At 71.9% G+C, this 26,155-nt stretch carries 27 protein-coding genes; 14 read left to right on the top strand and 13 right to left on the bottom strand.

Translation table 11 applies throughout. The features are described 5' to 3' along the window. The first annotated feature begins 77 nt into the window (after positions 1-77). A complete protein-coding gene (locus ABFX51_RS38445; RefSeq protein WP_346056771.1) occupies positions 78-1,061 on the top strand; it encodes a PaaX family transcriptional regulator in 984 nt (327 codons plus the stop codon). 12 nt (positions 1,062-1,073) lie between these two features. On the opposite strand, the gene ABFX51_RS38440 is transcribed toward ABFX51_RS38445, so the two are convergent. Further along, positions 1,074-1,709: a TetR/AcrR family transcriptional regulator C-terminal domain-containing protein gene (locus ABFX51_RS38440; RefSeq protein ID WP_346056770.1), complete on the bottom strand. Its 636-nt coding sequence runs from the start codon at positions 1,707-1,709 to the stop codon at positions 1,074-1,076. Positions 1,710-1,774: 65 nt separating this feature from the next. Between ABFX51_RS38440 and ABFX51_RS38435 the strand changes: the two genes are divergently transcribed. After that, complete coding sequence (locus tag ABFX51_RS38435; RefSeq protein ID WP_346056769.1) at positions 1,775-2,701, top strand: alpha/beta hydrolase; 927 nt, start codon at positions 1,775-1,777, stop codon at positions 2,699-2,701. Here ABFX51_RS38435 and ABFX51_RS38430 read toward each other — a convergent pair. After that, a complete protein-coding gene (locus tag ABFX51_RS38430; protein ID WP_346056768.1) occupies positions 2,692-3,234 on the bottom strand; it encodes a TetR/AcrR family transcriptional regulator in 543 nt (180 codons plus the stop codon). The genes ABFX51_RS38435 and ABFX51_RS38430 overlap by 10 nt on opposite strands. Positions 3,235-3,330: 96 nt before the next feature. Between ABFX51_RS38430 and ABFX51_RS38425 the strand changes: the two genes are divergently transcribed. Together ABFX51_RS38425 and ABFX51_RS38420 are read left to right on the top strand one after the other, a co-directional pair. Continuing rightward, on the top strand, positions 3,331-4,239 hold the full coding sequence (locus tag ABFX51_RS38425) for an NmrA family NAD(P)-binding protein (protein ID WP_346056767.1): 909 nt from the start codon (positions 3,331-3,333) through the stop codon (positions 4,237-4,239). A 24-nt stretch (positions 4,240-4,263) separates the two neighbouring features. Beyond that, entirely contained in the window at positions 4,264-5,775 is a 1,512-nt protein-coding gene (locus ABFX51_RS38420; RefSeq protein ID WP_346056766.1) for a carboxylesterase/lipase family protein, read from the top strand. A 20-nt stretch (positions 5,776-5,795) separates the two neighbouring features. Here ABFX51_RS38420 and ABFX51_RS38415 read toward each other — a convergent pair whose 3' ends face one another. Further along, a complete protein-coding gene (locus tag ABFX51_RS38415; RefSeq protein ID WP_346056765.1) occupies positions 5,796-6,638 on the bottom strand; it encodes an enoyl-CoA hydratase/isomerase family protein in 843 nt (280 codons plus the stop codon). Between the two features lie 116 nt (positions 6,639-6,754). Here ABFX51_RS38415 and ABFX51_RS38410 point away from each other — a divergent pair, with 116 nt between their 5' ends. Continuing rightward, complete coding sequence (locus ABFX51_RS38410) at positions 6,755-7,117, top strand: winged helix-turn-helix transcriptional regulator (RefSeq protein ID WP_091508683.1); 363 nt, start codon at positions 6,755-6,757, stop codon at positions 7,115-7,117. Between the two features lie 4 nt (positions 7,118-7,121). Here ABFX51_RS38410 and ABFX51_RS38405 read toward each other — a convergent pair whose 3' ends face one another. The 4 genes from ABFX51_RS38405 to ABFX51_RS38390 all read right to left on the bottom strand — a co-directional run bounded on the left by ABFX51_RS38405 (position 7,122) and on the right by ABFX51_RS38390 (position 11,428). Further along, on the bottom strand, positions 7,122-7,922 hold the full coding sequence (locus ABFX51_RS38405) for a sensor histidine kinase (protein ID WP_346056764.1): 801 nt from the start codon (positions 7,920-7,922) through the stop codon (positions 7,122-7,124). Next, positions 7,919-8,617: a response regulator transcription factor gene (locus ABFX51_RS38400; RefSeq protein WP_091508912.1), complete on the bottom strand. Its 699-nt coding sequence runs from the start codon at positions 8,615-8,617 to the stop codon at positions 7,919-7,921. Before ABFX51_RS38400 ends, ABFX51_RS38405 begins: the two co-directional genes overlap by 4 nt. Then, positions 8,614-10,764: an MMPL family transporter gene (locus ABFX51_RS38395; RefSeq protein WP_346056763.1), complete on the bottom strand. Its 2,151-nt coding sequence runs from the start codon at positions 10,762-10,764 to the stop codon at positions 8,614-8,616. Before ABFX51_RS38395 ends, ABFX51_RS38400 begins: the two co-directional genes overlap by 4 nt. 97 nt (positions 10,765-10,861) lie before the next feature. Then, positions 10,862-11,428: a helix-turn-helix domain-containing protein gene (locus ABFX51_RS38390; RefSeq protein ID WP_346056762.1), complete on the bottom strand. Its 567-nt coding sequence runs from the start codon at positions 11,426-11,428 to the stop codon at positions 10,862-10,864. An 88-nt stretch (positions 11,429-11,516) separates the two neighbouring features. On the opposite strand from ABFX51_RS38390, the gene ABFX51_RS38385 reads away from it, so the two are divergent. Continuing rightward, positions 11,517-12,098, top strand: coding sequence for a methyltransferase domain-containing protein (locus tag ABFX51_RS38385; RefSeq protein ID WP_346056761.1), 582 nt, complete (start codon positions 11,517-11,519; stop codon positions 12,096-12,098). Continuing rightward, positions 12,098-12,565, top strand: coding sequence for a DinB family protein (locus ABFX51_RS38380; RefSeq protein WP_091508910.1), 468 nt, complete (start codon positions 12,098-12,100; stop codon positions 12,563-12,565). Before ABFX51_RS38385 ends, ABFX51_RS38380 begins: the two co-directional genes overlap by 1 nt. A 4-nt stretch (positions 12,566-12,569) precedes the next feature. Here ABFX51_RS38380 and ABFX51_RS38375 read toward each other — a convergent pair whose 3' ends face one another. Together ABFX51_RS38375 and ABFX51_RS38370 are read right to left on the bottom strand one after the other, a co-directional pair. After that, on the bottom strand, positions 12,570-12,959 hold the full coding sequence (locus ABFX51_RS38375; protein WP_177228743.1) for a nuclear transport factor 2 family protein: 390 nt from the start codon (positions 12,957-12,959) through the stop codon (positions 12,570-12,572). A 256-nt stretch (positions 12,960-13,215) separates the two neighbouring features. Next, positions 13,216-14,022, bottom strand: a complete 807-nt coding sequence (locus ABFX51_RS38370) for an enoyl-CoA hydratase/isomerase family protein (protein ID WP_346056760.1) — start codon at positions 14,020-14,022, stop codon at positions 13,216-13,218. Between the two features lie 59 nt (positions 14,023-14,081). Here ABFX51_RS38370 and ABFX51_RS38365 point away from each other — a divergent pair, with 59 nt between their 5' ends. Next, positions 14,082-14,747: a TetR/AcrR family transcriptional regulator gene (locus ABFX51_RS38365; protein WP_177228742.1), complete on the top strand. Its 666-nt coding sequence runs from the start codon at positions 14,082-14,084 to the stop codon at positions 14,745-14,747. A gap of 5 nt (positions 14,748-14,752) precedes the next feature. Here the strand turns inward: ABFX51_RS38365 and ABFX51_RS38360 are convergent, their stop codons facing one another. After that, positions 14,753-16,186 carry a DHA2 family efflux MFS transporter permease subunit gene (locus ABFX51_RS38360; RefSeq protein ID WP_346056759.1) on the bottom strand — a complete coding sequence of 478 codons (1,434 nt, stop codon included), beginning with the start codon at positions 16,184-16,186 and terminating at the stop codon, positions 14,753-14,755. Positions 16,187-16,281: 95 nt separating this feature from the next. On the opposite strand from ABFX51_RS38360, the gene ABFX51_RS38355 reads away from it, so the two are divergent. The 3 genes from ABFX51_RS38355 to ABFX51_RS38345 all read left to right on the top strand — a co-directional run bounded on the left by ABFX51_RS38355 (position 16,282) and on the right by ABFX51_RS38345 (position 19,159). Continuing rightward, positions 16,282-17,013, top strand: coding sequence for a TetR/AcrR family transcriptional regulator (locus tag ABFX51_RS38355; RefSeq protein ID WP_346056758.1), 732 nt, complete (start codon positions 16,282-16,284; stop codon positions 17,011-17,013). Between the two features lie 464 nt (positions 17,014-17,477). Further along, a complete protein-coding gene (locus ABFX51_RS38350) occupies positions 17,478-18,419 on the top strand; it encodes an ATP-binding cassette domain-containing protein (RefSeq protein WP_346056757.1) in 942 nt (313 codons plus the stop codon). Then, the gene (locus ABFX51_RS38345) at positions 18,416-19,159 is read left to right on the top strand and encodes an ABC transporter permease (protein WP_346056756.1); all 744 of its coding nucleotides are present in this window, start codon (positions 18,416-18,418) and stop codon (positions 19,157-19,159) included. The genes ABFX51_RS38350 and ABFX51_RS38345 overlap by 4 nt, the downstream gene beginning before the upstream one ends. On the opposite strand, the gene ABFX51_RS38340 is transcribed toward ABFX51_RS38345, so the two are convergent. After that, positions 19,143-22,298 carry an AfsR/SARP family transcriptional regulator gene (locus ABFX51_RS38340; RefSeq protein WP_346056755.1) on the bottom strand — a complete coding sequence of 1,052 codons (3,156 nt, stop codon included), beginning with the start codon at positions 22,296-22,298 and terminating at the stop codon, positions 19,143-19,145. The genes ABFX51_RS38345 and ABFX51_RS38340 overlap by 17 nt on opposite strands. Positions 22,299-22,417: 119 nt before the next feature. Between ABFX51_RS38340 and ABFX51_RS38335 the strand changes: the two genes are divergently transcribed. Then, positions 22,418-23,638 carry a cytochrome P450 gene (locus tag ABFX51_RS38335; RefSeq protein ID WP_346056754.1) on the top strand — a complete coding sequence of 407 codons (1,221 nt, stop codon included), beginning with the start codon at positions 22,418-22,420 and terminating at the stop codon, positions 23,636-23,638. Here the strand turns inward: ABFX51_RS38335 and ABFX51_RS38330 are convergent. After that, positions 23,627-24,109: a winged helix-turn-helix transcriptional regulator gene (locus ABFX51_RS38330; protein WP_346056753.1), complete on the bottom strand. Its 483-nt coding sequence runs from the start codon at positions 24,107-24,109 to the stop codon at positions 23,627-23,629. The genes ABFX51_RS38335 and ABFX51_RS38330 overlap by 12 nt on opposite strands. 100 nt (positions 24,110-24,209) lie before the next feature. Between ABFX51_RS38330 and ABFX51_RS38325 the strand changes: the two genes are divergently transcribed. Beyond that, on the top strand, positions 24,210-24,917 hold the full coding sequence (locus ABFX51_RS38325; RefSeq protein WP_346056752.1) for an SDR family oxidoreductase: 708 nt from the start codon (positions 24,210-24,212) through the stop codon (positions 24,915-24,917). 9 nt (positions 24,918-24,926) lie between these two features. On the opposite strand, the gene ABFX51_RS38320 is transcribed toward ABFX51_RS38325, so the two are convergent. Further along, positions 24,927-25,772, bottom strand: coding sequence for an MmyB family transcriptional regulator (locus tag ABFX51_RS38320; RefSeq protein ID WP_346056751.1), 846 nt, complete (start codon positions 25,770-25,772; stop codon positions 24,927-24,929). 93 nt (positions 25,773-25,865) lie between these two features. Between ABFX51_RS38320 and ABFX51_RS38315 the strand changes: the two genes are divergently transcribed. Further along, a complete protein-coding gene (locus ABFX51_RS38315; RefSeq protein ID WP_245783106.1) occupies positions 25,866-26,093 on the top strand; it encodes a tautomerase family protein in 228 nt (75 codons plus the stop codon). The last annotated feature ends 62 nt before the right edge of the window (positions 26,094-26,155 follow it).

The following is a 26,155-nucleotide window of genomic DNA, read 5'->3' as shown; positions in this document are numbered from 1 at the left end:
GGGGGCATCAGTCATACCGAACCTGGCGACCACAGCTCCTTGATCAGGAACCACGAAAAAGGTAACGGGGTGATCGGATGACCGGCACGCAGCCGCCGCAGCTGCCGAGGTCGCAGGCGGGTACTTCCTCACAGCACCTGCTGACCACGTTGCTCGGCGACTACTGGGTGCTGCGCGACGAGCACCTGCCCTCCGCCGCGCTCGTCGCGCTGCTGGGCGAGTTCGACATCGGCCTCACCGCGGCGCGCGCGGCACTCAACCGGCTGGCCCGGCGGGGTGTCGTCGTCTCGTCCAAGGTGGGCCGCAACTCCTACTACGGTCTCGCGCCCGGCGCGTCGGACATGCTGCTGGCGCGGGGTTACCGGTTCATCTCGTTCGGGCAGGAGAACGAGTCCTGGGACGGTCGGTGGACGGTGGCGATGTTCTCGCTGTCGGAGCGCGAGCGCGATTCGCGCTACTCGGTCTACTCGCGCCTGCGGTGGCTGGGGTTCGCCCCGCTCTACGACGGCACGTGGGTGTCCGCCCGGCCGGTCGCCGAACAGGCCCGGCAGGAGTTCGACGAACTGGGCCTGCGGGAGGTCACCATCTTCCGCGCCACGGAGCACCCGCCGTCCGCGCGGCGCGCGATCGACGCCTGGGACCTCGACGAGATCGCCGCGCGGTACCACGAGTTCATCACCACGTACGGGCGCCTGCGCACGCAGGTCCGCGACGGGGACGTGGGTGCGAGCCAGGCGCTGTTGTCGCGCACGCACATCATGGACAGCTGGCGGAGCTTCCCCGGCATCGACCCGGACCTGCCGTCGAACCTCCTGCCCGCGAAGTGGCCGCGCCGCGAGGCGTACGAGGTCTTCGTCGAGGTCTACAACACGCTGGGTTCCCTGGCGGCGATCCGGGTGCGGCAGATCGTGGCACGGTACTCGCCCGAGCTCGCCGAACTGGTCACGTACAACACGACGGAGGACCTGCTCGACCTCAGCCGCAAGGCGCTGGAGCGGCGCATGGCGCAGCACGCCGCCGAAGGTGGCGGCACGACACTGGACCTGGACGCCACGGCCTGAGTCGTTCCGCCGTCAGCGTGACTGCGCCGCGAGCCCGTCGAGGAGGACGGCGAGGTGTCGTTCGAACCGCTGGTCGCCTTCGTCGCGGAGGTGGCCTGCGGCCTTGACCAGTTCGGCGCCCTCACCCAGCCAAGCGTCGCGGTCGGCCAGCGAATAGCGGGCCGGGTCGATGCCGGCGGACTGGCTGCGCTCCTGCTCCTCGATGACGAAGCCGACGACGAACGCGGTGACCAGCTCGATGGCGTCGTCGGCTTCGGCGAGCGAGAACCCGGCTTCGGCCAGGCGCGCGAGCCAGGATTCCTTGGCCTTCACCACTTCGGGGTCGGAGAAGCGCGTGCCGCTGAAGATGCGTGCGCCGTCCCGGTGGCGGAGGTACTCCGTGCGCAGCACCCGGCCGTACGTGGCGAGGTCGTCCCGCCAGTCTGCCCCTGCGGGAATCGACGAGAGCGCGTCCGTGACGCGGCGCATGACGAAAGTGCTCATCTCGTCGAGCAGCTCCTGCTTGTTGCGCACGTGCCAATACAGTGCGGGTGCCGCCACGTCGAGCCGGGACGCGAGCGCGCGCACGGTGAGGGCGTCCATGCCCTTCTCGTCGAGCAGTTCGAGTGCCGCCGTCACGATCCGTTCCCGCGTGATGCCCTTCGCCACGGGGGCTACGTTAACAAAGTTCAGGAGCCAGCCGAGATGACCGTCACCGTCGCCGGGAACGCCTGATGCCCTTCAAAGATCCCGCCATCGCCTGGCGGCCCGCGCTGCTCGCCCGCGCGTTCCAGGTGTTCTTCCCGCTACTGGGCAGGCTCCTGCTCGAATCGCGGGACCTGCAGTTCGCCACGAAACCCGTTGCCGCACCGGCGAGGATCGCGATCCCCACCCGCCACGGTGAGATCCGCGCCCTGCTGTACTCACCGGTCCCGGCGGACCTGGAGGCGGGGCGCCGCCCGCCGGTGCACCTGCTCCTCCACGGCGGCGCGTTCGCGGTGCGCCGTCCGGAGCAGGAGGACAACGTCGCCAGGTACCTGGCCAGCGAACTGTCCTGCTACGTGGTCCTGCCCGACTACGACGTGGCCCCGCAGGTCCGGTTCCCCGTCGCGGAGCAGGAGTGTTACGACGCCTACTCGTGGATCCTCGACCAGGCGGGGAACCGGGGCTGGGACGCGGACCGGGTGTCCGTCGGTGGGGGCAGCGCGGGTGCGAAGCTCGCGCTGAGCGTGCTCGTGCAGGCGCTGCAGGACGGGAAACCCGCGCCGGTGGCCGCCAGCCTGGAATACGGCGCGTCGGACTTCTCCCTGCCCGACGAGAGCCGCACCTCCCCGCGGCGGGTCCCGGTCATCGGACCCTGGCTGCTGCGGATGATCCGCGACACCTACCTCCTCGGTTCCGACCTGACCGATCCGGTGGTGTCACCGGCCCGGTACCCGGAACCGGGTGACTTCCCGCCGCTGCTGATCCTCACCGGCGGCTTCGACACCCTCCGCCACGACATGCGCGCCTTCGCCGAGCGAGCCCGCGCGCACGGCGCCGACGTCACCTACCACGAGTTCCCCGGCGTCGACCACGGTTTCACCCACTTCAAGCACCAGGACACGCCCCGCACGGCGATCACCATGATCGGCGACCACCTCCGTGCCGCCTACGGCTGACGCTCGGGCAGCACGCCCACCAGCGCGAGCCCGAGCAGGCGGCGAGCCGTCGCCGCGTCGCCTTCCGTGGCGAGGGACACGGCCGTCACCAGCGTGAGCAGGTCGTCCGGAGACACCTCGGGGCGGACCGCGGCCGCGGTGCGCGCGCGGTTCACCAGGTCCGTCGTCGCGTCGCGGATGAGGGCGTGGCAGGTTTCGCCGGCGCCCAGCGAGGCCGCCAGGCCGCGGGTGTCCGCGGCGGCGACGGTCAGTTCTTCCAGCCAGGTGACCAGTCCGGTCCGGGGATCTCCGCCCGCCAGCTCCCCGGCTCTCCGGCGGAGGTGCTCCAGTGAACCCTGGAAGACCTCTTCGAGCAGGGCGTGCCGGGAGGCGAAGTGCCGGTGCAGGGTGGCGGACCCGACCCCGGCCTCGCGGGCGACCTCCTCGAGCGAGACCTGCGCGCCGTCCCGCGCCACCAGCGCCGCGGCCGCCGCGACGAGCCGTTCGTGGTTGCGCTGCCAGTCCGCGCGGGGCCTGGCCTCGGACTTCACCACGGCACGACCTTTCTTCTGGACAAACGGAGGGGCACCCCATATCGTAGCGGGCGGAAAACGGGGTGCCACCCCACTTAGCTCCCGGAGAGGATCGCCGTGCCCACGCCACCGTCTTTCGTGCTGATCACCGGAGCGACCGGCAAGCAGGGCGGCGCCGTCGCCCGCGCGCTGCTGGCCGCCGGCGTCCCGGTGCGCGCCCTGGTCCGGGACCCCGGCGCCGAGCGTGCCGCTGCACTCGGTGAGCTGGGCGCCACGCTCGTCCGGGGTGACCTCGACGACCTCCCGTCGCTGAAGGACGCCCTCGACGGCGCTCGCGCGGTGTTTTCGGTGCAGACGCCCGATCTCACCGATCCGGCGAGTGATGCCGAAGTCCGCCGCGGGCGCAACCTCGTCGACGCCGCCCTCGCCGCCGGTGTCGAGCAGTTCGTGCACACCTCCGTCTCGGGCACGGGCACGGTCGACCTCGAGAACTTCGACGAGTCGCGCTGGGGTGCGCCCATGCGGGCCTACTACCGCAGCAAGGCCGCGGTCGAGGACCTCGTGCGCGGTGCGGGTTTTCCACAGTGGACGGTCCTGCGCCCCGCGACGTTCATGGAGAACTTCGTGCGCCCGTCGGTCTACTTCGCCGAGTTGACGTCGGACCGGCTCCACGTCGCCGCCGACCTCGACGTCCGGCTCCCCTTCGTCGCGGTCGCCGACATCGGTGCCGCCGCGGCCGCGGTTTTCGCCCGACCGCACCGGTTCCACGGTGCCGAACTCGAACTCGCCGGTGACGTGCTGAGCTTCCGGGAGGCGGCCCGGATCCTGTCCGAGGTACTCGGGACGACCATCGAGCTGCCCGCGAGCCCGGTGCCGGCGGAAGGTCCGCTGGCGGCGCTCTTGCAGGGGCAGCAGCACATGAGTGCGCACCCGGCACCCGCGCGGCCCGAATTCGCCACGCGGCTGGGGCTGCCGGTGACGACGTTCCGCCGGTGGGCGGAGACCACCCTGCGCGCAGGGAGCTGAAACCGGACGACAGCGGGAGGAACCATGGCAACGGCGCCAACGCGGGTACGCACGAAGGTGCGTGCCGGGATCGTGGAAGGAACGTCCGAGGGAGGTGTTTCACGGTTCCTCGGCGTGCCCTTCGCCGCGGCTCCGTTCGGCGCCAACCGGCTGCGGCCGCCGCAGCCGGTCGAGCCGTGGGAGGGGGTGCGGCCCGCGGTCGAGTACGGGCCGACGGTGCCCAAGGAGCCCTACCCGCCGCAGTACCGGGCTTTCCTGCCGGAGGTCGACATCCCGGGGGAGGAGTGCCTGAACCTCAACGTCTGGACGCCCGACCCCGGTGCGGAAGGCCTGCCGGTGCTGGTGTTCATCCACGGCGGCGCGTTCGTGGCCGGCTCCGGTTCGGTGGCGCAGTACGACGGTTCGGCGTTCGCCCGTGACGGGGTCGTGTGCGTGACGATCAACTACCGGCTGGGGGCCGAGGGTTTCCTCCACCTCGGCTACGGCGGGGCGAACCTGGGCCTGCTGGACCAGCTCGCGGCGCTGGAATGGGTGCGGGACAACATCGCCGCGTTCGGCGGTGACCCGGAGCGGGTCACGCTCGCCGGGGAGTCCGCGGGTGCGATGAGCGTGACCACGCTGCTGTCCATGGAGCGGAGCCGGGGTCTGTTCGCCAGGGCCATCGCGCAGAGCGGCAGCGCGCTGCACATCCTCACCGACGAGCTGGGGCGGATGGTCAGCAGGCGCCTCGCCGAACGCCTGGACATCGAGCCGGCTCGCGCCGCGTTCGCCCGGATCGCGCCCGCGGTGCTCTCCCGCGCCGTGGACGACCTGGTGCGGGACGTGCAGGGGATACCTGATCCGGTTCGGTGGGGGTTCCTGGCGTTGACGTTGACCCCGTTCGCGCCCAGCGTCGACGGTGAGGTGCTGGAAAGCCACCCGCTCACCGCGTTCCGGTCGGGCGCGGGCGCTTCGGTGCCGTTGCTCACCGGCTGGAACCGCGACGAAGGGCGGTTCTTCCTCGTGGCGGGCGGGGCGATCGACGCGGTGGACGACGCGGCGCTGGCCGCCTCCGCGGAGGGGTACGGGTTGTCGGGGAGCGGTCTGGAGTTGTACCGCCGCAACCGGTTCGGGGCCTCGGCGGGCGACGTCCTGGCCGCCGTCTTCGGTGACTGGATGTTCGCCATGCCGGCGATCCGGGTGGCCGAGGCCAGGGAACCGGCCGCGTCCACGTGGGTGTACCGGTTCGACCACCCCGAGGACCGCTCGAACAACGGGTTCGGCCCGGCGCACGCCACCGAGCTGCCGTACGTCTTCGACACGATCGACCAGGAGCCCACCCACCCGCTCATCGGCGACTCGCCCTCGCGTGAAGTGGCCGACACCGTGCACGGCACGTGGGTCCGCTTCATCCGCGACGGCGATCCGGGCTGGTCCACCTACCGGCTCGGCAGCCGCCGCGTCGGGGTGCTCGGAAAGGACGTGCGCGAGGAGACCGACCCGGCGGCCGACGAGCGGCGGGCGTGGGAGGGGGCGCGCTCGACGTCGAGCGACTGAGCCGCCACGTCACGATGTCCCTACTGTCCATTGAGGACCGATGCGCTCACCTTGCGCAGCAACGATTCGATGTCGCGTTCGCCCTCCGGTGTCTGCGCGCCGGCTTCGAGCGCGGCGGCCATCAGCTGTTGCGCGGCGGGGAGCCCGACCAAGGACGCCCACGCCTCGTCCTCGACCACCAGCGCGGAACCGAAATCGGTGGGAGGCAAGGCGCGCTTCGCCGCCGCGACCACGCCGGGGGCGAGTGCGGCGATGGTGCGGGCGACTTCTGCCACGTACTCGTCGAGCTGTGCGGCGGGTACGGCGCGGTTGATCCAGCCGTAGGCCGCGGCGGTCGGGGCGTCGAACAACTGCCCGGTGAGCACGATTTCGAGCGCGCGGTTGCGGCCCACCCGGTCCCGCAGGTACTGGGTGGCGCCGCCGCCCGGCGTGATCCCCATCAACGCCTCGACCTGGCCCAGTCCGGCGGTTTCCGTTGCGGCGAAAGCCATATCCGCCGCGGCGACGAACTCGGCACCACCGCCGCGGGCCTTGCCGGCCAGCTTGACGATGGAGACCTGCGGCTGGTGCCGGAGCAGCTCGCCGACGGCCTGGAACACGTTCACGCCCTCGGGCGCGGCCGCGGCGAGCTCCTCCAGCACGTCCCTCTGATCGAGGATGTTCATGTCCACGTGGGCGAGGAAGAACTCCGGGTTCGCGCTCTCGAACACGATGACCTTCACCGAAGGGTCCTCGCGCAGGGGCAGCAGCAGATCACGGAGTTCCCGCATCGTGGTGGCACCGAGGACGTTGACGGGCGGGTTGTCGAACACGACGGTCAGCACGCCGTCGTCGGTGCTCGTGTGGAGGGTGGAGAAAGGCACGAGGTGTGCTCCGTTCTTGACAGGCATCCAGGTATTCGATGCATACCTAGCCTCGGTTCCGCTGCTAGCCTGGTCAAGAACGCACTTCCAAGGCACCTAGGATCCTGGAGGACACCATGGGGGAGCCGCGACCGTTCTTCAGCGCCGACTGCCCGAGCCGGCCGATCCTGGACCAGATCGCCGACAAGTGGTCCATGATGGTCATGGCGGTGCTGGAGCGCCCGGCGCGCTTCAACGAGCTGAAGCGGTGTCTCGACGGGATCACGCAGCGGGTGCTGACGCAGACCCTGCGCCGCCTCGAACGCAACGGGATGGTCCGGCGCACCGTCCTGCCGACCTCGCCCGTCGGGGTTGAGTACTCGCTGACCCCGTTGGGCGAGTCACTGCGTGTCCCGTTTGGACACCTCTACGACTGGACCGTCGAGCGCAGCGCGGAAATCGAGGCGAGCCAACGGGAGTACGACAGCAGGACGTCGTGAGCGCTCAGTCCTCGGCGGGTGCCGTGGTGGGGAAGGTGACCCGGACCGTGGTGCCCTGGCCGACCGTGGAGGTCACCCCGGCCGTGCCGCCGTGCGCGGTCACGATCGCCTCCACGATGGCCAGTCCCAGGCCCGTCGAGCCACCGCCGTCGCGGCTGCGGCTGGGATCGGCGCGGTAGAAGCGTTCGAACACGTGCGGCAGGTGCTCAGGTGCGATCCCCTCGCCCTCGTCGCTCACCGCGATCGCCACTTCGTCGTCGGCGGCGGTGACGGTCACGGTGACCGGCGTGCCAGGGCGAGTGTGCTGCACCGCGTTGCCGACGAGGTTGCGCAGCACCTGCTGGATGCGCGGCCCGTCCCCGTCGACGACCGCCCGCGCCGCCCCGCGCAGGGTGATCACGCGGTCCGCGCTGACCACCCTCGCGTCGTCGACCACCTCGCCCGCCAGCGCCACCACGTCCACCGGCTCGCGGTTCAGCGGCCTCGACGTGGTCAGGTGGGCCAGCAGGCCCAGCTCGTCGACGAGCAGCCGCATCCGGTCCACCTCGGCCTGCATCCGTTCCATCGCGTGGTCGAGCTGCTCGGGATCGGTGAGGCCGCCCTGGGCGTAGAGGTCGATCCAGCCGTGCATGGTCGCGAGCGGTGTGCGCAGTTCGTGGCTGGCGTCGGCGACGAAGCTGCGCAACAGTTCCTCGGCCCGCCGCTGGGCGTCGAAAGCCTTCTGGACGGAGGCGGTGACGGCGGCGGCCTCCGGCCCGGCGAGCAGCCCGACGAGCGTCAGCTGCCACCGCGATAGCCGCTTCACCGCCGCACCGGCCGCAGGCTGTACCCGAACCCCCGCACGGTGTGGATCAACGACGGACCTCCCAGGTCGATCTTGCGGCGGAGGTTGGAGACGAACCGTTCCACCACGCCCGCGTCGCCGCCGAAGTCGTACTGCCAGACGTGTTCGAGGATCTGCGCCTTGGAGACCACCCGCCCGGCGTTGAGGAGCAGGTACCGCAGCAGCCGGAACTCGGTGGGGGAGAGCTCGACCGGCTGCCCGCCGCGGGTCACCACGTGCCGTGCCTCGTCCATTTCCAGGTCGTCGCAGCGCAGCACGCCCTCCGGCACGTCCGGCGGCACGCGGCGGGCCCGCCGCAGCAGCGCCTCCAGCCGCGCGGCGACCTCCACGACGTTGAACGGTTTGGTGAGGTAGTCGTCGCCGCCGAGCCGCAGCCCGCGCACGCGGTCGTCCAGCTCGTCGCGCGCGGTCAGGAACATGACGGGCACGTGGACCTCCCGCGACCGCAGCAGCTGCACCAGGTCGAAACCGTCGGTGCCGGGCAGCATCACGTCCAGCACGATCGCGTCCGGCGGCCGGGCGTCGATCGCGGCGAGCGCGGCCGGCACGTCGCCGGCCGCCTCGACCTCGAACCCCGCGAACTTCAGCGCGGACAACAGCAGCTCCCGCAGGCCAGGGTCGTCGTCCACCACCAGGATGCGGTCCACGTCCCCTATCTCACCACCTCGACGGGGACGGCACGACGCGTCTTCGCGGGCTCGGCGAGCCGCGCGCCCTCGACGTCCAGGTTCGGCAGCACCCGGTCGAGTGACCGCGGCAGCCGCCACGCCCGGTGCCCGGCCAGGGCCAGCACCGCGGGCACGAGCGTCATCCGGACCAGGAACGCGTCCAGCAGCACACCGATCGCCAGCGCGAAGGCGATGGGTTTCAACGTGGCGTCACCGGCCGGGACGAAGCTCGCGAAGACCGCGACCATGATCAGCGCGGCGGCCGCCACGACCCGGGCCGAGGCGCCGAAGCCCCGGGTGACCGCGCGGCGCGGGTCCCCGCTCCGGGCGTACACCTCGTGCATGCGGCTGACCAGGAAGACCTCGTAGTCCATGGCGAGTCCGAACAGGACCGCCATGAGGATGACCGGCATGAAGGTGATCACCGGCCCGGTGTGCGAAACCCCGATGAGGTCGGCGAACCAGCCCCACTGGAACACCGCGACCACCGCGCCCAGCGCCGCGCCGACCGAGAGCAGGAAGCCCAGCGCCGCCTTCAGCGGCACCACGATCGACCGGAAGGCCAGCAGCAGCAACAGGACCGCGAGTCCCACGACGATCAGGGCGAAGGGCACCAGTGACGCGCTCACCAGGTCGGAGATGTCGAGTGCGATGGCGGTCGAGCCGGTGACCGCGACGGACGGCCCGCCCGCCGCCTCCAGGTCGGCCACGACCTGTTCGGTGCGTTCGTCCTGCGGCCCGGTCTCGGGGATCACGCGCAGGAGCGCGTACCGGCCGTCCGCGGACAGCTGCGGGGCGCTCACGGCGGCCACGCCGTCGACTGCGCCGAGCTTCCCGGTCAGGGCGGTGGGGTCGCCGTTGTCGCGTAGATCGGCCAGTACCAGCAACGGGCCGTTGAAGCCGGGGCCGAACGCGGCCGCCGTGAGGTCGTACGCCTGGCGCTGTGTGCTGGCGACCGGAGCGGAACCGTTGTCGGTGAGCGCGAGCCGCAACCCCAGCGCGGGCGCCGCCATGACGCCGAGCGCCACGACGACGGTGACCACCGTGACCAGCGGCCGGCGGGTGATCAACCGGACCCAGCGCGAACCCAGGCTCGGCCGTCCGGCCTCACGCCGGGCGGCACGCGAACCGGGCTTCGGCCGCAGCCGTTCCCCGGCGAAGCCCAGCAGCGCCGGGATCAGGGTGACCGCCATCAGCACCGCGACGACCACCGAGCCGGCTGCGGACAGGCCCATCGCGGTCAGGAACGGGATCCGGACGACCGCCAGCCCGGCCAGCGCGATCACCACGGTGAGCCCGGCGAACACGACGGCGGTGCCCGCCGTGCCGATCGCGCGGGCGGCCGACTCCGCCACGGGCATGCCTGCCGCCAGCTGCGACCGGTGCCGCGCCACGATGAACAACGCGTAGTCGATGCCGACCGCCAGTCCGAGCATGAGGGCCATGGCGGGCGCGGTCGTCGGCAGCGTGAGCGCACCGGAGGCGGCGGCCAGCCCGGTGACGGTCGCGCCGACCCCGAGCAGCGCGGTGAGCAGGGGCAACCCGGCCGCCATCAGGGAGCCGAACGTGATCACGAGGACGGCCAGCGCGATCAGCAACCCCAGCACCTCGGCGCCCTGGCCGCTGTCGTCGGAGCTGTTCGCGTAGGCGGAACCGCCGAGCTCCACCCGCAGCCCGGCGTCGCGGGCGGGCTGGAACGCGTCCTCCAGCGCGTCCAGCGTGCCGTCCGCGAGCTGGGCGCTCTTCTCGGCGTAGTTGACGTTCGCCAGCGCGGTGCGACCGTCCGGCGAGATCATCTTCGCGGCGAACGGGTCCACCACCCCGGCGACCTGCGGTGCCTTCGCGGCGGCGGCGAGCGTCTGTTCGATGACGGGTTTCTGCCCGGCGACCTCGAGTCCTTCGGGTGCCACGAACACGACTTGTGCGGAGGCGCCCGAAGCGGCGGCGAACTCGTGCGACACGGTGTCCAGCGTCTGCTGGGCACGCGAGCCCGGGATCGAGAAGTCGTCCTCGTACGAGCCGCCTGCGGTGGCGGACAGCGCGCCGATGCCGGCGAGGACGGCCAGCCAGGCGACCAGGACGATCCGGCGGTGCCGGTGCGCCCAGGCACCGAGCCGGTGGAGCAGTGCGGCCATGACGGTGAACTCCCAAGGGGCGGTGGACCAATGCCCCTCCAGCACACCGCCCGAGCCTGACGGCCCGGTGCCCGCGAACCTGACGGTTGGCTGACGGTCAGCTGCCGGGGATGTGGGTGCGGACGCCCTGCGGGTCGAACAGGATGAGGAGCTCGACGGCCCCGCCGTCGGCGCTGCCCAGCCAGTGCGGCGAGGACGTGTCGAACTCGGCCGCTTCACCCGGCGGCACGACCAGGTCCCGGTCGCCGACGAGCAGCCGCAGGTGTCCACTGAGGACATACAGCCATTCGAACCCGGCGTGGGTCTGCGGGGTCGGTTCGAGTGGTTCCGGGGAGGAGGGGATGACCATCTTGAACGCGTGCACCCCGCCGGGCCGCCGGGACAGGGGCACGAAGGTCATCCCGAACCGGTGGATCGGGGTGAGGTGGATGCGGGGATCGCCGGTCGGTGGTGCGCCGACGAGGTCGTCCAGCGGTACGCCGTAGGTGTGGGCCAGCGGGAGCAGCAGTTCGAGCGTCGCCCGGCGCTGCCCGCTTTCCAGGCGCGACAGGGTGCTCTCGGAGACGCCGGTGATCCGCGCGAGTTCGGCGAGCGTGATGCCCCGTTGGCGCCGCAGCGCCCGCAGCCGCGGCCCGACGGAGGCGAGCACTTCGTCCGTGTTCACGCGTCCAGCTTGCCAGAACGGCAAGATCTCGTGCCGGATTCGCGGGCGGCTGGACAGACTGGAGCCGACACCGACCCGAGGAGTAGCCATGAACGTCCAGTTCTGGGACGACCTGCACGCGTCCCTGCCGGCGGCCACCAACCCGAACGTCCGCCTCACCGAAGTCGTCGCCGACCTACCGCCGGGCGACGCGCTGGACCTCGGCTGCGGCGGCGGAGGTGACGCGCTGTGGCTCGCCGACCGGGGGTGGAAGGTCACCGCGGTGGACATCTCGGCCGTGGCGGTCTCGAAGGTCCGCGCTCTCGATGCCCGCATCACCGCGTTCCAGCACGATCTCGGCGACGGCTTCCCGCCCGGCGAGTTCGACCTGATCAGCGCCCACTACCTGCACACGCCGTTCGAACTGGACCGGACCACGGTCTTCCGCGCGGCAGCACACGCGTTGCGCCCGGGCGGGCACCTGCTGGTCGTCGACCACGGTTCGGTCGCACCTTGGTCCTGGGACCAGAACGCTCGCTTCCTGTCGCCCCAGGAGATCGCCGCGAACCTCAATCTAAGTCCGGAGTGGACGGTCGAGCGGGCCGACGCGCCCCGCCGGATCGCGACCGGACCGGACGGGACCACCGCCGAGGTCACCGATCACGTCCTGCTCATCCGGCGGGCCGCGTGATGCCTCGTCGCCGCGACACGCCACCGCCCCGCACCGGAAGCAGCGAAGCCGAGGTGCTGCGCGGGTTCCTGGACTACCTGCGGACGTCGATCGCCGCGAAGGTCGAGGGGGCGCCCGAGCCCGAGGTCCGGACGGCGGCGGTGCCGTCGGGCACGAACCTGCTGGGCCTGCTCAACCACCTGACGTTCGTCGAGCGGGCGATGTTCCTCGGCGACAAGGTGACCGACTGGCAGGCGACGTTCCGCGCCGCGCCGGAGGACAGCGTGGCCGAGGTGGTCGATCGGTACCGCTCGGCGGTCAAGCGGGCGAACGAGGTGCTGGACGGGTGCGCCGATCTCGGTGCTCCGGTGCGGCGGGGCGGGCCCGGCCTCCGGTGGGCGCTGACGCACCTGATCGAGGAGACCGCCCGCCACGCCGGCCACGCCGACATCCTGCGCGAGTGGATCGACGGTTCGACGGGGCGGTGAGCGGTCAGCCGCTCGTGGCCGGCACGCTCGGCATCGGGTGCTCGCTGGGCGCCTGTTCGACTTCTTCCATGAAGAAGCGGGATCGCACGATCTCGTCGCCGCGCACCGTGATCACGATGACGCCGCGCATGTCGGTCGCGCCGGGCCGGACGTAGTGGAACTCGCCCCAGAAGTCGTCGCCTGCGGTGACCGAGTCGACGACCTCGACGTGGATGTCCGGGAACGCCTTGAGGATCATGACCCAGTTCTTCCGGACGTTCTCCCTGCCGACGAACGCCCGCGCGGGGTGAGCGGGGTGCGAGGTGTCCACGTCCTCGGCGAAGTTGGCGGCGATCGCGTCGGGGTCGTGCGCGTTGATGGCGTCGAGCAGCCGCTTGACCACGGGATTTTCCATGCCACCGACGCTAGCCCGCGCCACGTTCGCGAGCCTGGTGCCCGGCCGCTGGGGTGACCGATCGGTCAGTACCGTTGCACCATCTGTCACGCGAGCGGCGGGGTCAGGTAGGCCAGGGCCGGATGTCGACCAGGTCCTCGGCAAGGTCGGCGGCGCCATTGGGACCGGGATGCCGGCGACCATGCGGGTCCGGCTGGCGCCCGGCGTGGTCACCATGATGACGAGGTCCGACGTGCTCACCGTCTACAAAGGATGATCAACCCTTCCGCCGCTTCGTCGCCGCCAGGGCCGCGGCCATGGCGGCCTGCGCCGATCCGGTCAGCGCGCCGATGGTCTGTGCCCGGGCTTCCGCTTCGAGGTGGTCGCGCAGGGACGAGCCCACGCCGGCTTCGAGCAGTTCCTTGCTCACCCGCACCCCGTACGGCGGCTGCGCGGCCAGTTCCGTGGCGAACGCCGTCGCTGCGGCGAGCGGATCCTCGACGACCTCCGCGGCCAGCCCGCACGCGACCGCTTGCTCCGCGTCGAGCGTGCCCGCCGAGTAGAACAGGTGCGAGGCGCGACCGTGCCCGATGATGCGCGGCAGTAGCCACGAAAGCCCGAAATCGCCGACCGTCATGCCCAGTCGCAGGAACGGGGCGGAGAACCGGGCATCGGGGGCGACGAAGCGGACGTCGGCCGCGGCGGCGAACGCGAACCCCGCTCCGACGGCGTGCCCCTGGACCGCGGCGACGACCGGCTGCGGGATCGTGCGCATCGCCAGCGTGACCGCCGCCCCCGCCGCCATGCCCGCCTGCATCGCCTCGACCGGGTCGTCGATCGCCGGGTCGGCGAGGCCCGCGTCGAGGTCGAGCCCCGCGCAGAACGCCCGCCCCTCACCGGAAAGCACCACCGCGCCGACGTCGCGCCGCTCGCCGAGGCCGAGCAGCGCGTCCCGCAGCTCGGCCAGCAGCCGGTGGGTGATCGCGTTCAGCCGCTCCGGTCTGGTCAGCGTCACCCGCCCCACGCCGTCACGTACCTCCGTCCGGACCGTGCTGCCGGACCCCTGCGCCTCCACCGTCGTCATGTCCTGCTTTATAACAGCCGGCATAGAGTCGGTGGGGTTGTCGGCCTAGGATGACGCGTGTGAGTTCTCCAGGGCGGCGCCGCATCGACGAGATCGGCGACGAGAGTCGCCGGCGCATCCTCGACGCGGCGGAGGAGCTGTTCGCCGAGCGCGGCTTCGACCGCACGTCGTTCGTGGACATCGCCGAGCGGTCCGGGATCAGCCGGGGCAGCATCCCGTGGCACTTCAAGAACAAGGACGGCCTCCTGATGGCCGTGCTCATGCGGGCGATCGACCGGTTCATGGGCTCGGAGCAGTACCGGACCCTGCCCTCGCTGGCCAAGCTGCTGGCCGACTACGCCGCCTGGGTGCGCAGCGGCAACTCCGCGCTGATGTTCATGGTGCTCACCGAGGCCATGAGCAGCACCGGCGGGGTGCACGACCAGTACCTGGAGTTCCTCAGGGACCGCCGCGACGGCGTGGAGCTGTGGCTGCGGGCGCAGCGCCCGGAGGGCGCCGACCCGGACGTCGCCGCGGCGCAGGAGCGGGCGACCGCGGTCGCGCTCAACGGTGCCGCGATCGGGATCCACCTGCAGGCCCTCATCGACCCCGAGGGGGTCGACCTCGAAGCGTCGCTGCAGTCGCTGGCCGCACTGGTCGACAAGAACCTCCCCGACGTGTGGGCCACGCCGCCCGCCAAGACGACGCGCCGCAAGACCACGGCCAAGCGCAAGCGCACGGGCTGAACCGCTCAGCCGTGGGTCTGCTGCGCGTGCCTGGGCAGTAGTCCCACCAGCAGCAGCGTGAGGACGTTCAGGCCCGCGGTGATGCCGAAGACCAGTTCGGCGGCCGCGAAGGACGAGTGCCCCGCCTTGGTGAAGAACACCGTGCCGAGCGCGGCGACACCCAGCGCCCCGGCGAACTGCTGCACGGCGTTGAGCAGGCCCGCGCCGGTGCCGACCTCCTCGGTGGTGGCGTCGCCGAGGATGAAGTCGACCAGCGGGACGAAGACCAGCCCCGAGCCGAACCCGGTGAGCAGCAACGCGGGCGCCAGCTTCGCGACGGTCACGTCGGCGCCCCAGTGGGCGGTGGACCACCACAGGCCCAGCAGGCCCACGACGGCGATGCCCAGCCCCAGGTGCAGGCTCGCGCGGCCCAGTTTCTCGGCGAGCACGGCGCCGGAGAGCAGGACCGCGACGGCGGTGCCGAGCGCCCAGGGGATCAGCGCGAGGCCCGTCCGCAGCGGGTCCCAGCCCAGGCCCGTCTGCAGCAGCAGGTTGATGACCAGGACGAACGCGCTCAGCGAGGCGTAGAACCCGGCCACGACCGCCAGCCCGACGACGAAGCTGCGCTTGCGGAACAGCGACGGCGTGATGACCGGGTGGCCGCTGCGTCGTTCGGAGACCACGAACAGCGCGAACACGGCGACTGCGGCGCCCATCATCACGTACGTCCACGCGGGCCAGCCGAGTTCGCGGCCCTGGATGAGCGGGACGATGAGCAGGGCCGAGGCGGCGGTGAGCAGGCCGACGCCGGTGAGGTCGAGGCGGGCGGACGGGTCCTCGCCGCCACGCCGGGGCAGCACGCGCCACGCGAGTGCGGCGGCGAGCACGCCGATGGGGACGTTGATCAGGAAGATGGCGCGCCACTGGCTGCCGAACAGGTCGAGGTGGAGCAGCCAGCCCGCCAGCACCGGGCCTGCCACGGTGGCCACGCCCATCAGCGGGCCGATCGGCATCAGCGCCCTGCGCAGGTGCTGGGGCGGGAACACGACCTTCATCAGGGCCAGCCCCTGCGGGATCATGACCGATCCGAACAGGCCCTGGAGCGTGCGGGCGACGATCAGGAACACGGCGTCGGGAGCGAGGCCGCACGCCAGCGAGGTCAGGGTGAAGCCGGTCATGCCGAGCAGGAACAGCCGCCGGCGGCCGAGCAGGTCCCCGAGCCGTCCCGAGGTGACGAGGCCGAGTGCGAAGGCGGCGGTGTAGGCGGACAGCACCCACTGCACGGTGACCTGGCGTCCGCCGAGGTCGGCGCGGATGGAGGGGCCCGCGAGGTTGGCGATGCTGGAGTCGACGAGGTCCATGAGGTCGGCGAGGAACACGACGACGAGGACGAGCCACGCGGTGCGCAGCGGCAGGGTGAGCGAGGAGGGTGCGCCGGAGGTGCGCTGGTCAGTAGTCACGAACACCGTTCTACATCAGAACAGTGTTCGTGACGAGACGAACGGCGTTCGAAGTGTGCGGGAACACTGTTCGTCGGCTGGGTTAGACTGCCCGCATGTCACCGACTCCACGGCAACGGCGCGCGGCGCGGCACCAGCTGGCCACGGACGTCCCGGCGGGCCGCCGTGGCTCGTCCGGCGGGCGCAAACAGCCGATCACGGTCGACGCGATCATCGACACCGCGTTCGGCATCGTGGCGCGGGAGGGGTACGGGGCGCTGACGATGCGCCGCGTGGCCACGGCGCTGGAGACCGGGCCCTCGTCGCTCTACGCGCACGTGGTCAACAAGGAGGACCTCGACGAGCTGCTCATCGGCAGGCTCTGCGCCGAGATCACCCTCCCGGAGCCGGACCCGGCCCGGTGGCGCGAGCAGCTCGTCGACGTCTGCGCGCAGCTGCGTGACCAGTACCTGCGCTACCCGGGGATCTCGCAGGCCGCGTTCGCCGCCGCACCGTCCAATCTGGACACCCTGCGGGTGAGCGAGGGGATGCTCGGCATCGTGCTCGCCGGCGGGGTGGAGCCGCAGGTCGCGGCCTGGGCGATCGACTCGCTGATGCTCTACGTCAACGCCTACAGCCTCGAGGTGTCGCTGGTGAACACGCGCATCGACCGCAGCGACGACACGTGGGTCGTCAGCCGCGAGGAGCTGCTGCGCCGGTTCGCCGCACTGCCCGACACGTTCCCCCACACCAAGCGCCACGCCGCCGAGCTGACCGCCGGCACCGGGCACGACCGTTTCGACTTCACCCTCAACCTCATGCTGGACGGGCTGACGGGCACGCGGTAGGGCCCGGCCGGGCCTGCCGGGGCGGGTCGTGGTCGCGGCTGCGTCCCGTGTGGACATGGAGCTGCGCACGGATCCCTTGGTGCTCTTGGCATCCACGCGGGCGGTGCCGCCGCTGATGCCGCCGGAGGCGTTGGCCAGCTCCGCCCGGCCCCGCGTCCTCCGGCCGATCCGGATGGGCAGTCGCCCACCTTGACGACCACGTCGCCGCCGAACCGGCCGCGCAGCGCGCCGTCGGCGAACTCGACCTTGACGTGCTCGGCGACCTCCACGTCGGCGTCGTCCGCGCGGTCGCCCGGCTCGACGAGCACGACGGTGCCCTGACGCGCACGCGGTGAGCCCGGCCGGGCCTGCAAGCACGACGGTGTCCTGGCGCTCGCTCGCGGTGACGCGCACCCGGGCTCCGGCGCCACCCCGCGTCAGACGGGTGTCAGGTGCGTGTCAGCACCCCCGATGACAGTGGCGGCATGACGAAAACAGCGATAGCGGCCTCCGGGTTGCGGAAGGCCTACCAGGACAAGGTCGTCCTCGACGGAATCGACCTGAGCGTCCAGGCGGGCAGCGTGTTCTCCCTGCTCGGGCCCAACGGGGCGGGCAAGACCACGACGGTCAACATCCTGACCACCCTCGTGCAAGCCGACGCCGGGACGGTGCACGTCGCCGGGCACGACGTCGCGACCGACGCCAGGGCCGTGCGGGCGGCGATCGGCGTCACGGGGCAGTTCGCCGCGGTCGACGAACTGCTGACCGGGCAGGAGAACCTCCAGCTGATGGTGGACCTGAACCGGGCTGTCACGAGCGATGGCGACCGGATCGTCGCCGGGTTGCTGGATCGCTTCGACCTCACCGAAGCGGCGCAGAAGCCCGCGGCGAGCTACTCCGGCGGTATGCGCCGGAAGCTCGACCTCGCGATGACGCTCGTCGGGAACCCGCGGATCATCTTCCTCGACGAGCCGACGACGGGGCTGGACCCGCGCAGCCGCCGTACGATGTGGACGATCATCCGCGAGCTGGTGGCCGACGGCGTCACCATCTTCCTCACCCCCCAGTACCTCGACGAGGCCGACCAGCTCGCCGACCGGATCGCCGTGCTCGACCAGGGTCGCCTGGTCGCCCAGGGCACCCCCGGCGAGCTCAAGCGCCGGATCCCCGGCACCCACGTCCGGCTCCGGTTCGGCACCGCCGCCGAACTCGACGCCGCGGCACGCGTCCTCCCCGAGTCCACAAAGGACGAGGAAGCGCTTTCCCTGCGCGTGCCCAGCGACGGCGGCACGAAGTCGTTGCGGGCACTGCTCGACCGGCTCGACGAGTACGCGGTCGCCGCCGAGGAGCTCTCCGTCCACACCCCCGATCTCGACGACGTCTTCCTCGCCCTCACGGGCCACGCCACGGAGGTGGTTTCGCGATGAAATCCCAGTCGGCCGTCATGTTGCGGCGCAACCTCAAGCACGTCGCCAGGAACCCGACCTCGGTGTTCAACGGCGTGCTGATGCCCATCGTGCTCATGTTCATGTTCGTCTACGTCATCGGCGACGCGTTCAGCGTCGGGGTCGACTACGTCGACTACGCCACGCCGGGGCTGATGCTGCTGGCCGTCTGCTACGGGCTCGGCGCCACCGCGATCTCGGTGAACTCCGACGCGACGAAGGGCATCATCAACCGCTTCAAGGCCATGGACGTCTCCCGCGGCGCGGTGCTGACCGGGCACGTGGTCACCAGCGTGCTGACCAACCTGCTCGCCATCGCGGCCCTCGTCGGGGTCGCCTTCCTGCTGGGTTTCCGCCCGTCGGCCGGTTTCCCCGGCTGGCTCGGCGCGGTCGGGCTCGTGGTCCTGCTCGCCACCGCGGCGGCCTGGCTCACGGTCGCGCTGGGACTGGCGGCGAAGTCCCCGGAGACCGCGGGCATGGCGTCGCTGCCGCTGGTCATGCTGCCGTTCTTCAGCAGCGCGATCGTGCCCGCGGACAAGATGGGGCAGGGCATCCGGCAGTTCGCCGAGTACCAGCCCTTCACGCCGATCATCGAAACCCTGCGCGGGCTGCTGACGGGCACACCGCAGACGGGCCAGGCGATCGCCGCCGTCGCGTGGTGCGCCGGAATCGGTCTCGTCGGCTACCTGTGGGCCCGTGCGACGTTCAGCAAGCGAGCGTGACCCCGGCCAGCTCGCGCCAGTCCGCCCGCGTTCCCTCGTCCGTCGCCTCGGTGAACTTCGTGTCACCGAGGCGACTTCGCGTGGTCCGCTCGATCCTGATGGCGTCGGGGTGGGACCGGTCGGGCAGCCCGCGCACGGCGGTGCTCGCCGCGAGCAGGCGCGCGGCCTGCTCGTCCTGTCCGGCGCGCAGCGCCAGGTCCGCGATCCCGACGAGCACCTGGGCGACCATGAGCGGGTGTCCCGCCTCGGAAGCGGCTTCGAACGCCTTCGCGCGGTGTTCGCGGGACTGGTCGAGCTCCTCGGCGAGGTAGCCGAGCAGGTCGTGCCGCATCGCGCGGACGTGCGCCCGCCCGGCGGCTTCGCCCATCGCCGTCGTCGCCACGTCGAGCTGCCGCCGCGCCTGTTCGGCGTCACCGCGCCAGCGCGCCAGCTCCGCCTTCGCCAGCGCCAGCTCGGAGAGCGACTCCGGCCACGCGAGGTGTTCCGCGTACCGCTGCGCCTCCGCCAGCGCGGTCGCGCTCGACTCCTCGTCGCCTGACAGCCAGTACAACTGGGCCTGCCTCGACCGCAGCCGCACGACGTCCTCGACGGCGCCGACCTCGGTGACTACCGTGACCGCCTGCCCGTAGTACTCGACGGCGGCGGCGAACTCCCCGCGGACGGCGACCCGTTCCGCCAGCTCCGTCAGCGCGAACGAGATGCCCCACCGCTCGCCGAGCGCGCGGAACTCCGCGAGCGCCGCTTCGAGGTGCTCGTCCGCGTCCCGGCCGCCGTGGCCGAGCTGGATCCGCATCTTGCCGAGCTGCAGCCTGGCGAGGGCGCGCACCCACGGGTCCTCGTCGTCGACGAGCGGTTCGAACGCGGCCAGGTACTCGTCCGGCCCGTTCAGCAGCCGCTCCAGCGCGGCGGACATCTTCACCGCCGGGTGCGGGTTCACCACGCGGCGGCCGATCTCGTAGGCCTTGTGGATCCAGTCCACGGCGTTGTACTGGTCGCTGCCCCGCCCGGAGGTCATGAACCCCGTGACGAACCCGTACACCACGCCACGGATCTCGTCAGCCACTTCGCCCGGCAACGCGGCGGCGGCCAGGATCAGCTCACTGCCCTCGGCCTTGTGCCCGGCGAGCCACCAGTACCAGCCCGCGGCGGCGGCCAGCCGCATGGCCCCGGCCGCTTCGCCCGCCGCGAGCGCGCCCCGCGCCGCGGCCGCGATGTTGTCGTGCTCGGCTTCGAGGATCGCGAGCCATTCCCGTTGCCGCGCACGGCGGAGGTGCGGCTCCGCGGTTTCGGCGAGCTGCGTGAAATACGCGAGGTGCGCGAGGCGGGCAGACTCCGTTTCGCCCGCCTCCGCGAGGCGCTGCTGCGCGTACTCCTTGATCGTGCCGAGCATCCGGTAGCGCGGCGCCTCCTCGCCCCCGCTGACCACGAGCGACTTCTCGGTCAGCGCGGTGAGCAGTTCGAGCACCTGCCACGACTCGACCTCGTCGCCCGCGCAGACGTGCTCGGCCGCTTCCAGGCTCGCCCCGCCGGAAAACACCGAAAGCCGGCGCAGGACGACGCGTTCGGCTTCGCTGAGCAGTTCCCAGCTCCAGTCGATCACCGCGCGCAGCGTGCGGTGCCGCGGCAACGCCGTCCTGCTGCCGCCGGTCAGCAGGCGGAAACGGTCGTCGAGGCGGTGGGCGAGCTGGTCGAGCGACATCGTGCGCAACCGGGCCGCGGCGAGTTCGATCGCCAGCGGCATCCCGTCCAGCGCCCGGCAGACGCGGGCCAGCGTCGGCAACGCGGCGTCGTCGTCCGCGAGGTCCTTGCGCACCGCGGCCGCCCGGTCCCGCAGCAGCCGGACCGCGGGGGCCGCCTCGATCTCGCGGGGGTCGGCGCCTTCCGGGGGCAGCGCCAGCGGCGCGACCGGCCACAGCGCCTCACCGGTGATGCCCAGTGGTTCCCTGCTCGTCGCGAGTATCCGCAGCCGGCGGCATTCGCCGAGCACGCGGTGCGCGAACGTCGCGGCGGAGGCGATCACGTGCTCGCAGTTGTCCAGCACCAGCACCATCGTCCGGTCGCGGATAGCGGCGATGACCCGGTCCGTGGGCTCGGCGTCCGACGCTTCGCCGAGCAGCGCGTCCCGCAGCCCGAGCGCGGCGAGCGTGGCCTGTGCGACGTCGTTGCCGCTGCCGTCCCCGTCGGCGCCGAGTGGCGCGAGCTCCACGAGCCACGCGCCCTCCGGCAGGTCGCCGAGCAGGGTGCGCGCGGTTTCCGCCGCCAGCCTCGTCTTCCCGGAACCGCCCGGCCCGATCAGCGTCGTGAGCCGGTGTTCGGCGACGAGCTCGCGGACCGCCGTCACGTCGCCGTCCTTGCCCACGTAACTGGTCAGCTCGGCGCGCAGGTTGGTCTTGCGGTTGTCCTCCCGGCGCCCCAGCTCACCCCGCAGCAACGCGACGTGCAGCGCCGACAGCTCGGGGGAGGGGTCGACGCCCAGCGTGTCGGCCAGTGCCTCCCGAGTGCGCTCGTACACCAGCAGTGCGTCGGTGTCACGGCCGGTCGCGACGAGCGCCCGCATCAACGCGGCGACGAGCCGTTCCCGCACCGGGTGCGCGGCCACCAGGTCGGTCAGTTCCGTGACCAGCTCCGCACCGTGGCCGAGGCTGAGCTCCGCGTCGAATCGGTCCTCCATCGCCGTCAGGCGCAACGCTTCGAGCCGGGTGGCGGCCGCGTCGAACGCCCCGCTCTCCTGCAACCCGACGTCCTGCATCGCGGCGCCGCGCCACAGGGCGAGCGCCTCCCGCAGCCGCCGGACCACCTGCGGGTCCTCGCCGTCGCGGGTCCGGGCGAGGAGGCGTTCGAACCGCACGGCGTCGACGGAGTCCGGGTCGATCTTGAGCCGGTAGCCGTCGGGCTGTCCTTCGACGGAGCCTTCCGGCAGTGCCTTGCGCAGCCGGGAAACCAGGCGCTGCAAGGCGTTCGCCGCTTCCCCGGGCGGCTGCTCGCCCCAGATCCAGTCGACGAGGGTCGCCTTGGGGACCGTGTGGCCGGGTTCCAGCGCGAGCGCGATCAGCAGGGCGCGCAGCCGGGCGCCCGGGACGTCGACCGGGGCGCCGTCGTCCGTGCGCACCTCGAACGGTCCCAGCAGCCGGATCTGCACCGTGCCGATTCTGCCATGGTCCTGACCAGGGGATGGGCCGGTGTCAGAGCCGTGTCCGCCCCGTGTCAGCGCTCCCGGCGACCGTGGTCACCACACCCCACCACGGAAGGACGAACGCGATGAGTGCCATCCCCCACGGCCTGCCGATGCGGCGCGACGCCGGACCGTTCGCGCCGCCGAGCGAGATCACGCGGCTGCGCGCGGAGCGCCCGGTCAGCCCGATGCTGTTCCCCGACGGCCACGAAGGCTGGCTCGTCACCGGGTACGAGGCGGTGCGGCAGATGATGGCGGACACCCGGTTCAGCTCGCGGCAGGACCTCGGCATCATCCACGTGCCGTACGAGACGCCGGGTATGCCCGTGCAGACCGAGCCGTCCCCGCAGACGCCGGGCCTGTTCGTCGCGATGGACCCGCCGGACCACACCCGGTTGCGGCGCAAGCTCACCGGCGCCTTCACGGTGCGCCGGATGCAGCTGCTGGAGGAGCAGATCGTCGAGATCGTGGAGCGGCAGCTGGACCACCTGGCCCGGTTGACGCCACCGGTGGACCTGGTGCAGGAGTTCGCGCTGCCGGTGCCGTCGCTGGTGATCTGCGAGCTGCTCGGCGTCCCGTACGAGGACCGGGCGACGTTCCAGGTCAACTCGGCGAAGTTCCTGGAGAAGGACATCACGCTGGAGGAGAAGATCGGCGCGTACGGCGCGATGAGCGGCTACCTCGCGGAACTGGTGACGCGCAAGCGCGCCGAACCCGGCGAGGACATCCTGTCCGACCTGGCGCGCCACGACGACCTCGGCATCGAGGAGCTGACGGGCATCGCGTTCCTGCTGCTGCTCGCCGGCCACGAGACGACGGCGAACATGCTGGCGCTGGGCACGTTCGCGCTGCTGGAAAACCCGGCGCAGCTGGCCGAACTGCGCGCCGACCCGGAGCTGATGCCGAACGCGGTCGAGGAGCTCATGCGGTACCTGTCGGTCGCGGACATCTTCTACCGCTACGCCTCGGAGGACCTCGAACTGGGCGGCGAGAAGATCGCCAAGGGCTCGACGGTCGTGGTGTCGCTGCTGGCGGCCAACCGGGATCCCGAGCGTTTCGAGCACCCGGACGAGCTGGACGTCCACCGGAAGGCGCGCGGTCACCTGTCCTTCGGGCACGGCGTCCACCAGTGCCTGGGCCAGCAGCTCGCGAGGATCGAGATGCGCGCCGGTTTCGGTGGCCTGCTGCGGCGTTTCCCGTCGCTGGCCCTCGCGGTCCCCGCGGCGGAGGTGAGGCTGCGGACGGACATGAACATCTACGGGGTGCACGCACTGCCGGTCACGTGGACGCAGGGATCAGTCCACTGAGGACGGTCGCGGACCGCCGTGGTACACCATCCGCACCGCCTCCAGCGGGACCGCGTGCCCGTCGGGGTCGGTGAAGGACACGTCGAGCCGGGCGCCGGTGCGGCGGTCGTGGCGGGTGAACGACGGGCCCGCCTCCCGCGGCAGGTGCCGGTCGCCCCACTGCTGCAGCGCGCCGAGCACCACCAGCGCGTCCCGGCCCGCGTCCGTCAGGTGGTACTCGTAGCGCGTCCGGGCGCCTGCCTCGCGGTAGGGCCGCTTCTCCACGACGCCCGCCCCCACGAGCGTCGCCAGCCGCGTGGTCAGCAGGTTCGTCGCGATGCCCAGCCGCTGCTGGATGTCGGCGAAGCGCACGACACCCAGGTGCAGCTCCCGCAGGATCAGCGGCGTCCAGCGCTCCCCGAGCACGCTCACCGCGCGTTCGATCGAGCACGCCACCGACTCCGGCAGCGGCTCGAAACCCGTAGTCCGCATCGTTCCCGCCTCCTCGGCCACCAGGTTACCCCCTCTGGCTTGCGTTTCTCCAGTTACCAGGTTAACTTGAAAAACAAAAGTCAGATGGAGGGGAACGACCATGGACATCAAGGGCTCGGTCGCGCTGGTCACGGGCGCCAACCGCGGGCTGGGGCGGCAGTTCGCGGCCGCGCTGCTCGACCGCGGCGCCGCCAAGGTGTACGCCGCGGCGCGGAAACCGGAGAGCGTCGACCTGCCGGGGGTCGTCCCGCTGGCGCTCGACATCACCGACCCCGCGGCGGTGCGGGCCGCGGCGGAGCAGGCCGGGGACGTGCAGCTCCTGGTGAACAACGCCGGGGTCTCGACGGGCTCGTCCTTCCTCGGCGGCACGCTCGAAGCGCTCCACCTCGAGATGGAGACGCACTACTTCGGCACCCTCGCGATGGCCCGTGCCTTCGCGCCCGTGCTGGCCCGCAACGGTGGCGGGGCGATCCTCAACGTGCTGTCCATCCTGTCGTGGTTCACCACCGGCCCGCGGGCGGCCGGCTACTCGGCGGCGAAGGCCGCCGAGCTCCAGCTCACCAACGGGCTGCGCCTCGAACTGCAGGACCAGGGCACCCTCGTCACGGCCCTGCACGTCGGCTACATGGACACCGACATGGCCGCCCGCGTGGAGGGCCCGAAGGTGGACCCCGCCGACGTCGCCGCCCAGGCGCTCGACGGGATCGAGCAGGGGCGCCTCGAGGTGCTCGCGGACGAGGTGACCCGGCAGCTGCGGGCGAAGCTGTCCGGCGACCTCACCGGGATCTACCCGCAGCTCGCGTCCTGAGCGGAGGCCTCAGCGCGTACTGCCCAGTTCCTGGCTGCCGACGACCTCCAGCAACCGCAGCCGGTCGGCGGCGTCGGTACCCGCCCGCGGGACGAACCACAGCAGCCGCTGCCTGCCGTCCTCGCTGAGCAGGGTCAGGCAGTCGAGGTCGAGCACGCCGACCTCCGGATGCACGATCCGTTTGCTGTCCCGGCGCCGCACCGCGACGTCGCCACGGGCCCACAGCTCCTCGAACTCGGTGCTGAGCCGCCGCAGCCGCGCCACCAGCTCCTCCGCGTGCCGGTCGCGGCCGCGGCGCCCGAGCGCGGCCCGCAGGTCCGCCGCGAAGGCTTCCGACTGGTGCTGGTGGTCCTCCGGCGGGTACACCGCCCTCGCCGCCGGATCGGTGAACCAGCGGTAGGCGAAGCTCGCCTCGAAGCCGCCCCCGCGCGGGTGCGCGCCCAGCAGCGCGACGGCGAGCGGGTTCTGCACGAGCGTCTCGTGCAGGTCGGTGATGATCTGCGCGGGCGTGCCGGTGAGGCGGCCCAGCAGGTCGAGCATCGCGGGCTGCACGTGGGCGAGGTGCCCGTGCGGCGGCGGCACGGGACGGCCGGCGAGGTGGAACAGGTGGGCCCGCTCGTCGCTGTCCAGCCGCAGCGCCCTGGCGAGCGCGGCCAGCATCTGCGCGGACGGCTGCGCGCCCCGGCCGCGTTCCAGCTCCGTGTAGTAGTCCACGGAGGCGCCCGCGAGGTTCGCGACCTCGTCGCGCCGCAGCCCCGGCACGCGGCGGCGGGGACCCCCGGGCAGGCCCACCTCACCCGGCCGGATGCGGGCCCGGCGGGAGCGCAGGAAGACGCCCAGCTCAGCGAGGTTCACCGGACCAGTATCCGCCCGGGCGCGCCGCCGAACCTGGGGACGGCAACCCCTGGCAGGCGCCGTCCGGGACGGGGAGCCTGGAGGTCGCAACCGATGAGGGAAAGCGGGGAGAACATGCCGTTCGCCAATTTGAAGGTGCCCGAGGGACTGCTGTCCGCCGAGCAGAAGCAGGAGCTGGTCAGCCGCGTCACCGAGCTGTACGTTGAGACGTTCGGCGAGCGCGCCCGTGCGAACACGATGGTGCTCGTCGACGAGGTCGCCGAGGGTGGCTGGGGCATCGGTGGGCGGGTGCTGACCCGCGCGGTGCTGCAGGGCGGCTGAGCCGGCGACGTGTCGTGCTCCCCGGTCGCGGGTAGCCGGTCCTCGATGGAGCCGGAGCGACA

The sequence above is a fragment of the Amycolatopsis dongchuanensis genome (assembly GCF_039542405.1).
Classification (GTDB): domain Bacteria; phylum Actinomycetota; class Actinomycetes; order Mycobacteriales; family Pseudonocardiaceae; genus Amycolatopsis_E; species Amycolatopsis_E sacchari.
This window is presented reverse-complemented; position numbering and strand designations above follow the sequence as displayed.

What these genes read in the sequence shown, in the direction of transcription:
- ABFX51_RS38445 (WP_346056771.1), top strand. Translation starts at nt 78, where the DNA reads ATGACCGGCACGCAGCCGCCGCAGCTGCCGAGGTCGCAGGCGGGTACT.
- ABFX51_RS38435 (WP_346056769.1), top strand. Translation starts at nt 1,775, where the DNA reads ATGCCCTTCAAAGATCCCGCCATCGCCTGGCGGCCCGCGCTGCTCGCC.
- ABFX51_RS38420 (WP_346056766.1), top strand. Translation starts at nt 4,264, where the DNA reads ATGGCAACGGCGCCAACGCGGGTACGCACGAAGGTGCGTGCCGGGATC.
- ABFX51_RS38410 (WP_091508683.1), top strand. Translation starts at nt 6,755, where the DNA reads ATGGGGGAGCCGCGACCGTTCTTCAGCGCCGACTGCCCGAGCCGGCCG.
- ABFX51_RS38395 (WP_346056763.1), bottom strand. Translation starts at nt 10,764, where the DNA reads ATGGCCGCACTGCTCCACCGGCTCGGTGCCTGGGCGCACCGGCACCGC.
- ABFX51_RS38385 (WP_346056761.1), top strand. Translation starts at nt 11,517, where the DNA reads ATGAACGTCCAGTTCTGGGACGACCTGCACGCGTCCCTGCCGGCGGCC.
- ABFX51_RS38380 (WP_091508910.1), top strand. Translation starts at nt 12,098, where the DNA reads ATGCCTCGTCGCCGCGACACGCCACCGCCCCGCACCGGAAGCAGCGAA.
- ABFX51_RS38375 (WP_177228743.1), bottom strand. Translation starts at nt 12,959, where the DNA reads ATGGAAAATCCCGTGGTCAAGCGGCTGCTCGACGCCATCAACGCGCAC.
- ABFX51_RS38370 (WP_346056760.1), bottom strand. Translation starts at nt 14,022, where the DNA reads ATGACGACGGTGGAGGCGCAGGGGTCCGGCAGCACGGTCCGGACGGAG.
- ABFX51_RS38355 (WP_346056758.1), top strand. Translation starts at nt 16,282, where the DNA reads ATGTCACCGACTCCACGGCAACGGCGCGCGGCGCGGCACCAGCTGGCC.
- ABFX51_RS38350 (WP_346056757.1), top strand. Translation starts at nt 17,478, where the DNA reads ATGACGAAAACAGCGATAGCGGCCTCCGGGTTGCGGAAGGCCTACCAG.
- ABFX51_RS38345 (WP_346056756.1), top strand. Translation starts at nt 18,416, where the DNA reads ATGAAATCCCAGTCGGCCGTCATGTTGCGGCGCAACCTCAAGCACGTC.
- ABFX51_RS38335 (WP_346056754.1), top strand. Translation starts at nt 22,418, where the DNA reads ATGAGTGCCATCCCCCACGGCCTGCCGATGCGGCGCGACGCCGGACCG.
- ABFX51_RS38330 (WP_346056753.1), bottom strand. Translation starts at nt 24,109, where the DNA reads ATGCGGACTACGGGTTTCGAGCCGCTGCCGGAGTCGGTGGCGTGCTCG.
- ABFX51_RS38325 (WP_346056752.1), top strand. Translation starts at nt 24,210, where the DNA reads ATGGACATCAAGGGCTCGGTCGCGCTGGTCACGGGCGCCAACCGCGGG.
- ABFX51_RS38315 (WP_245783106.1), top strand. Translation starts at nt 25,866, where the DNA reads ATGAGGGAAAGCGGGGAGAACATGCCGTTCGCCAATTTGAAGGTGCCC.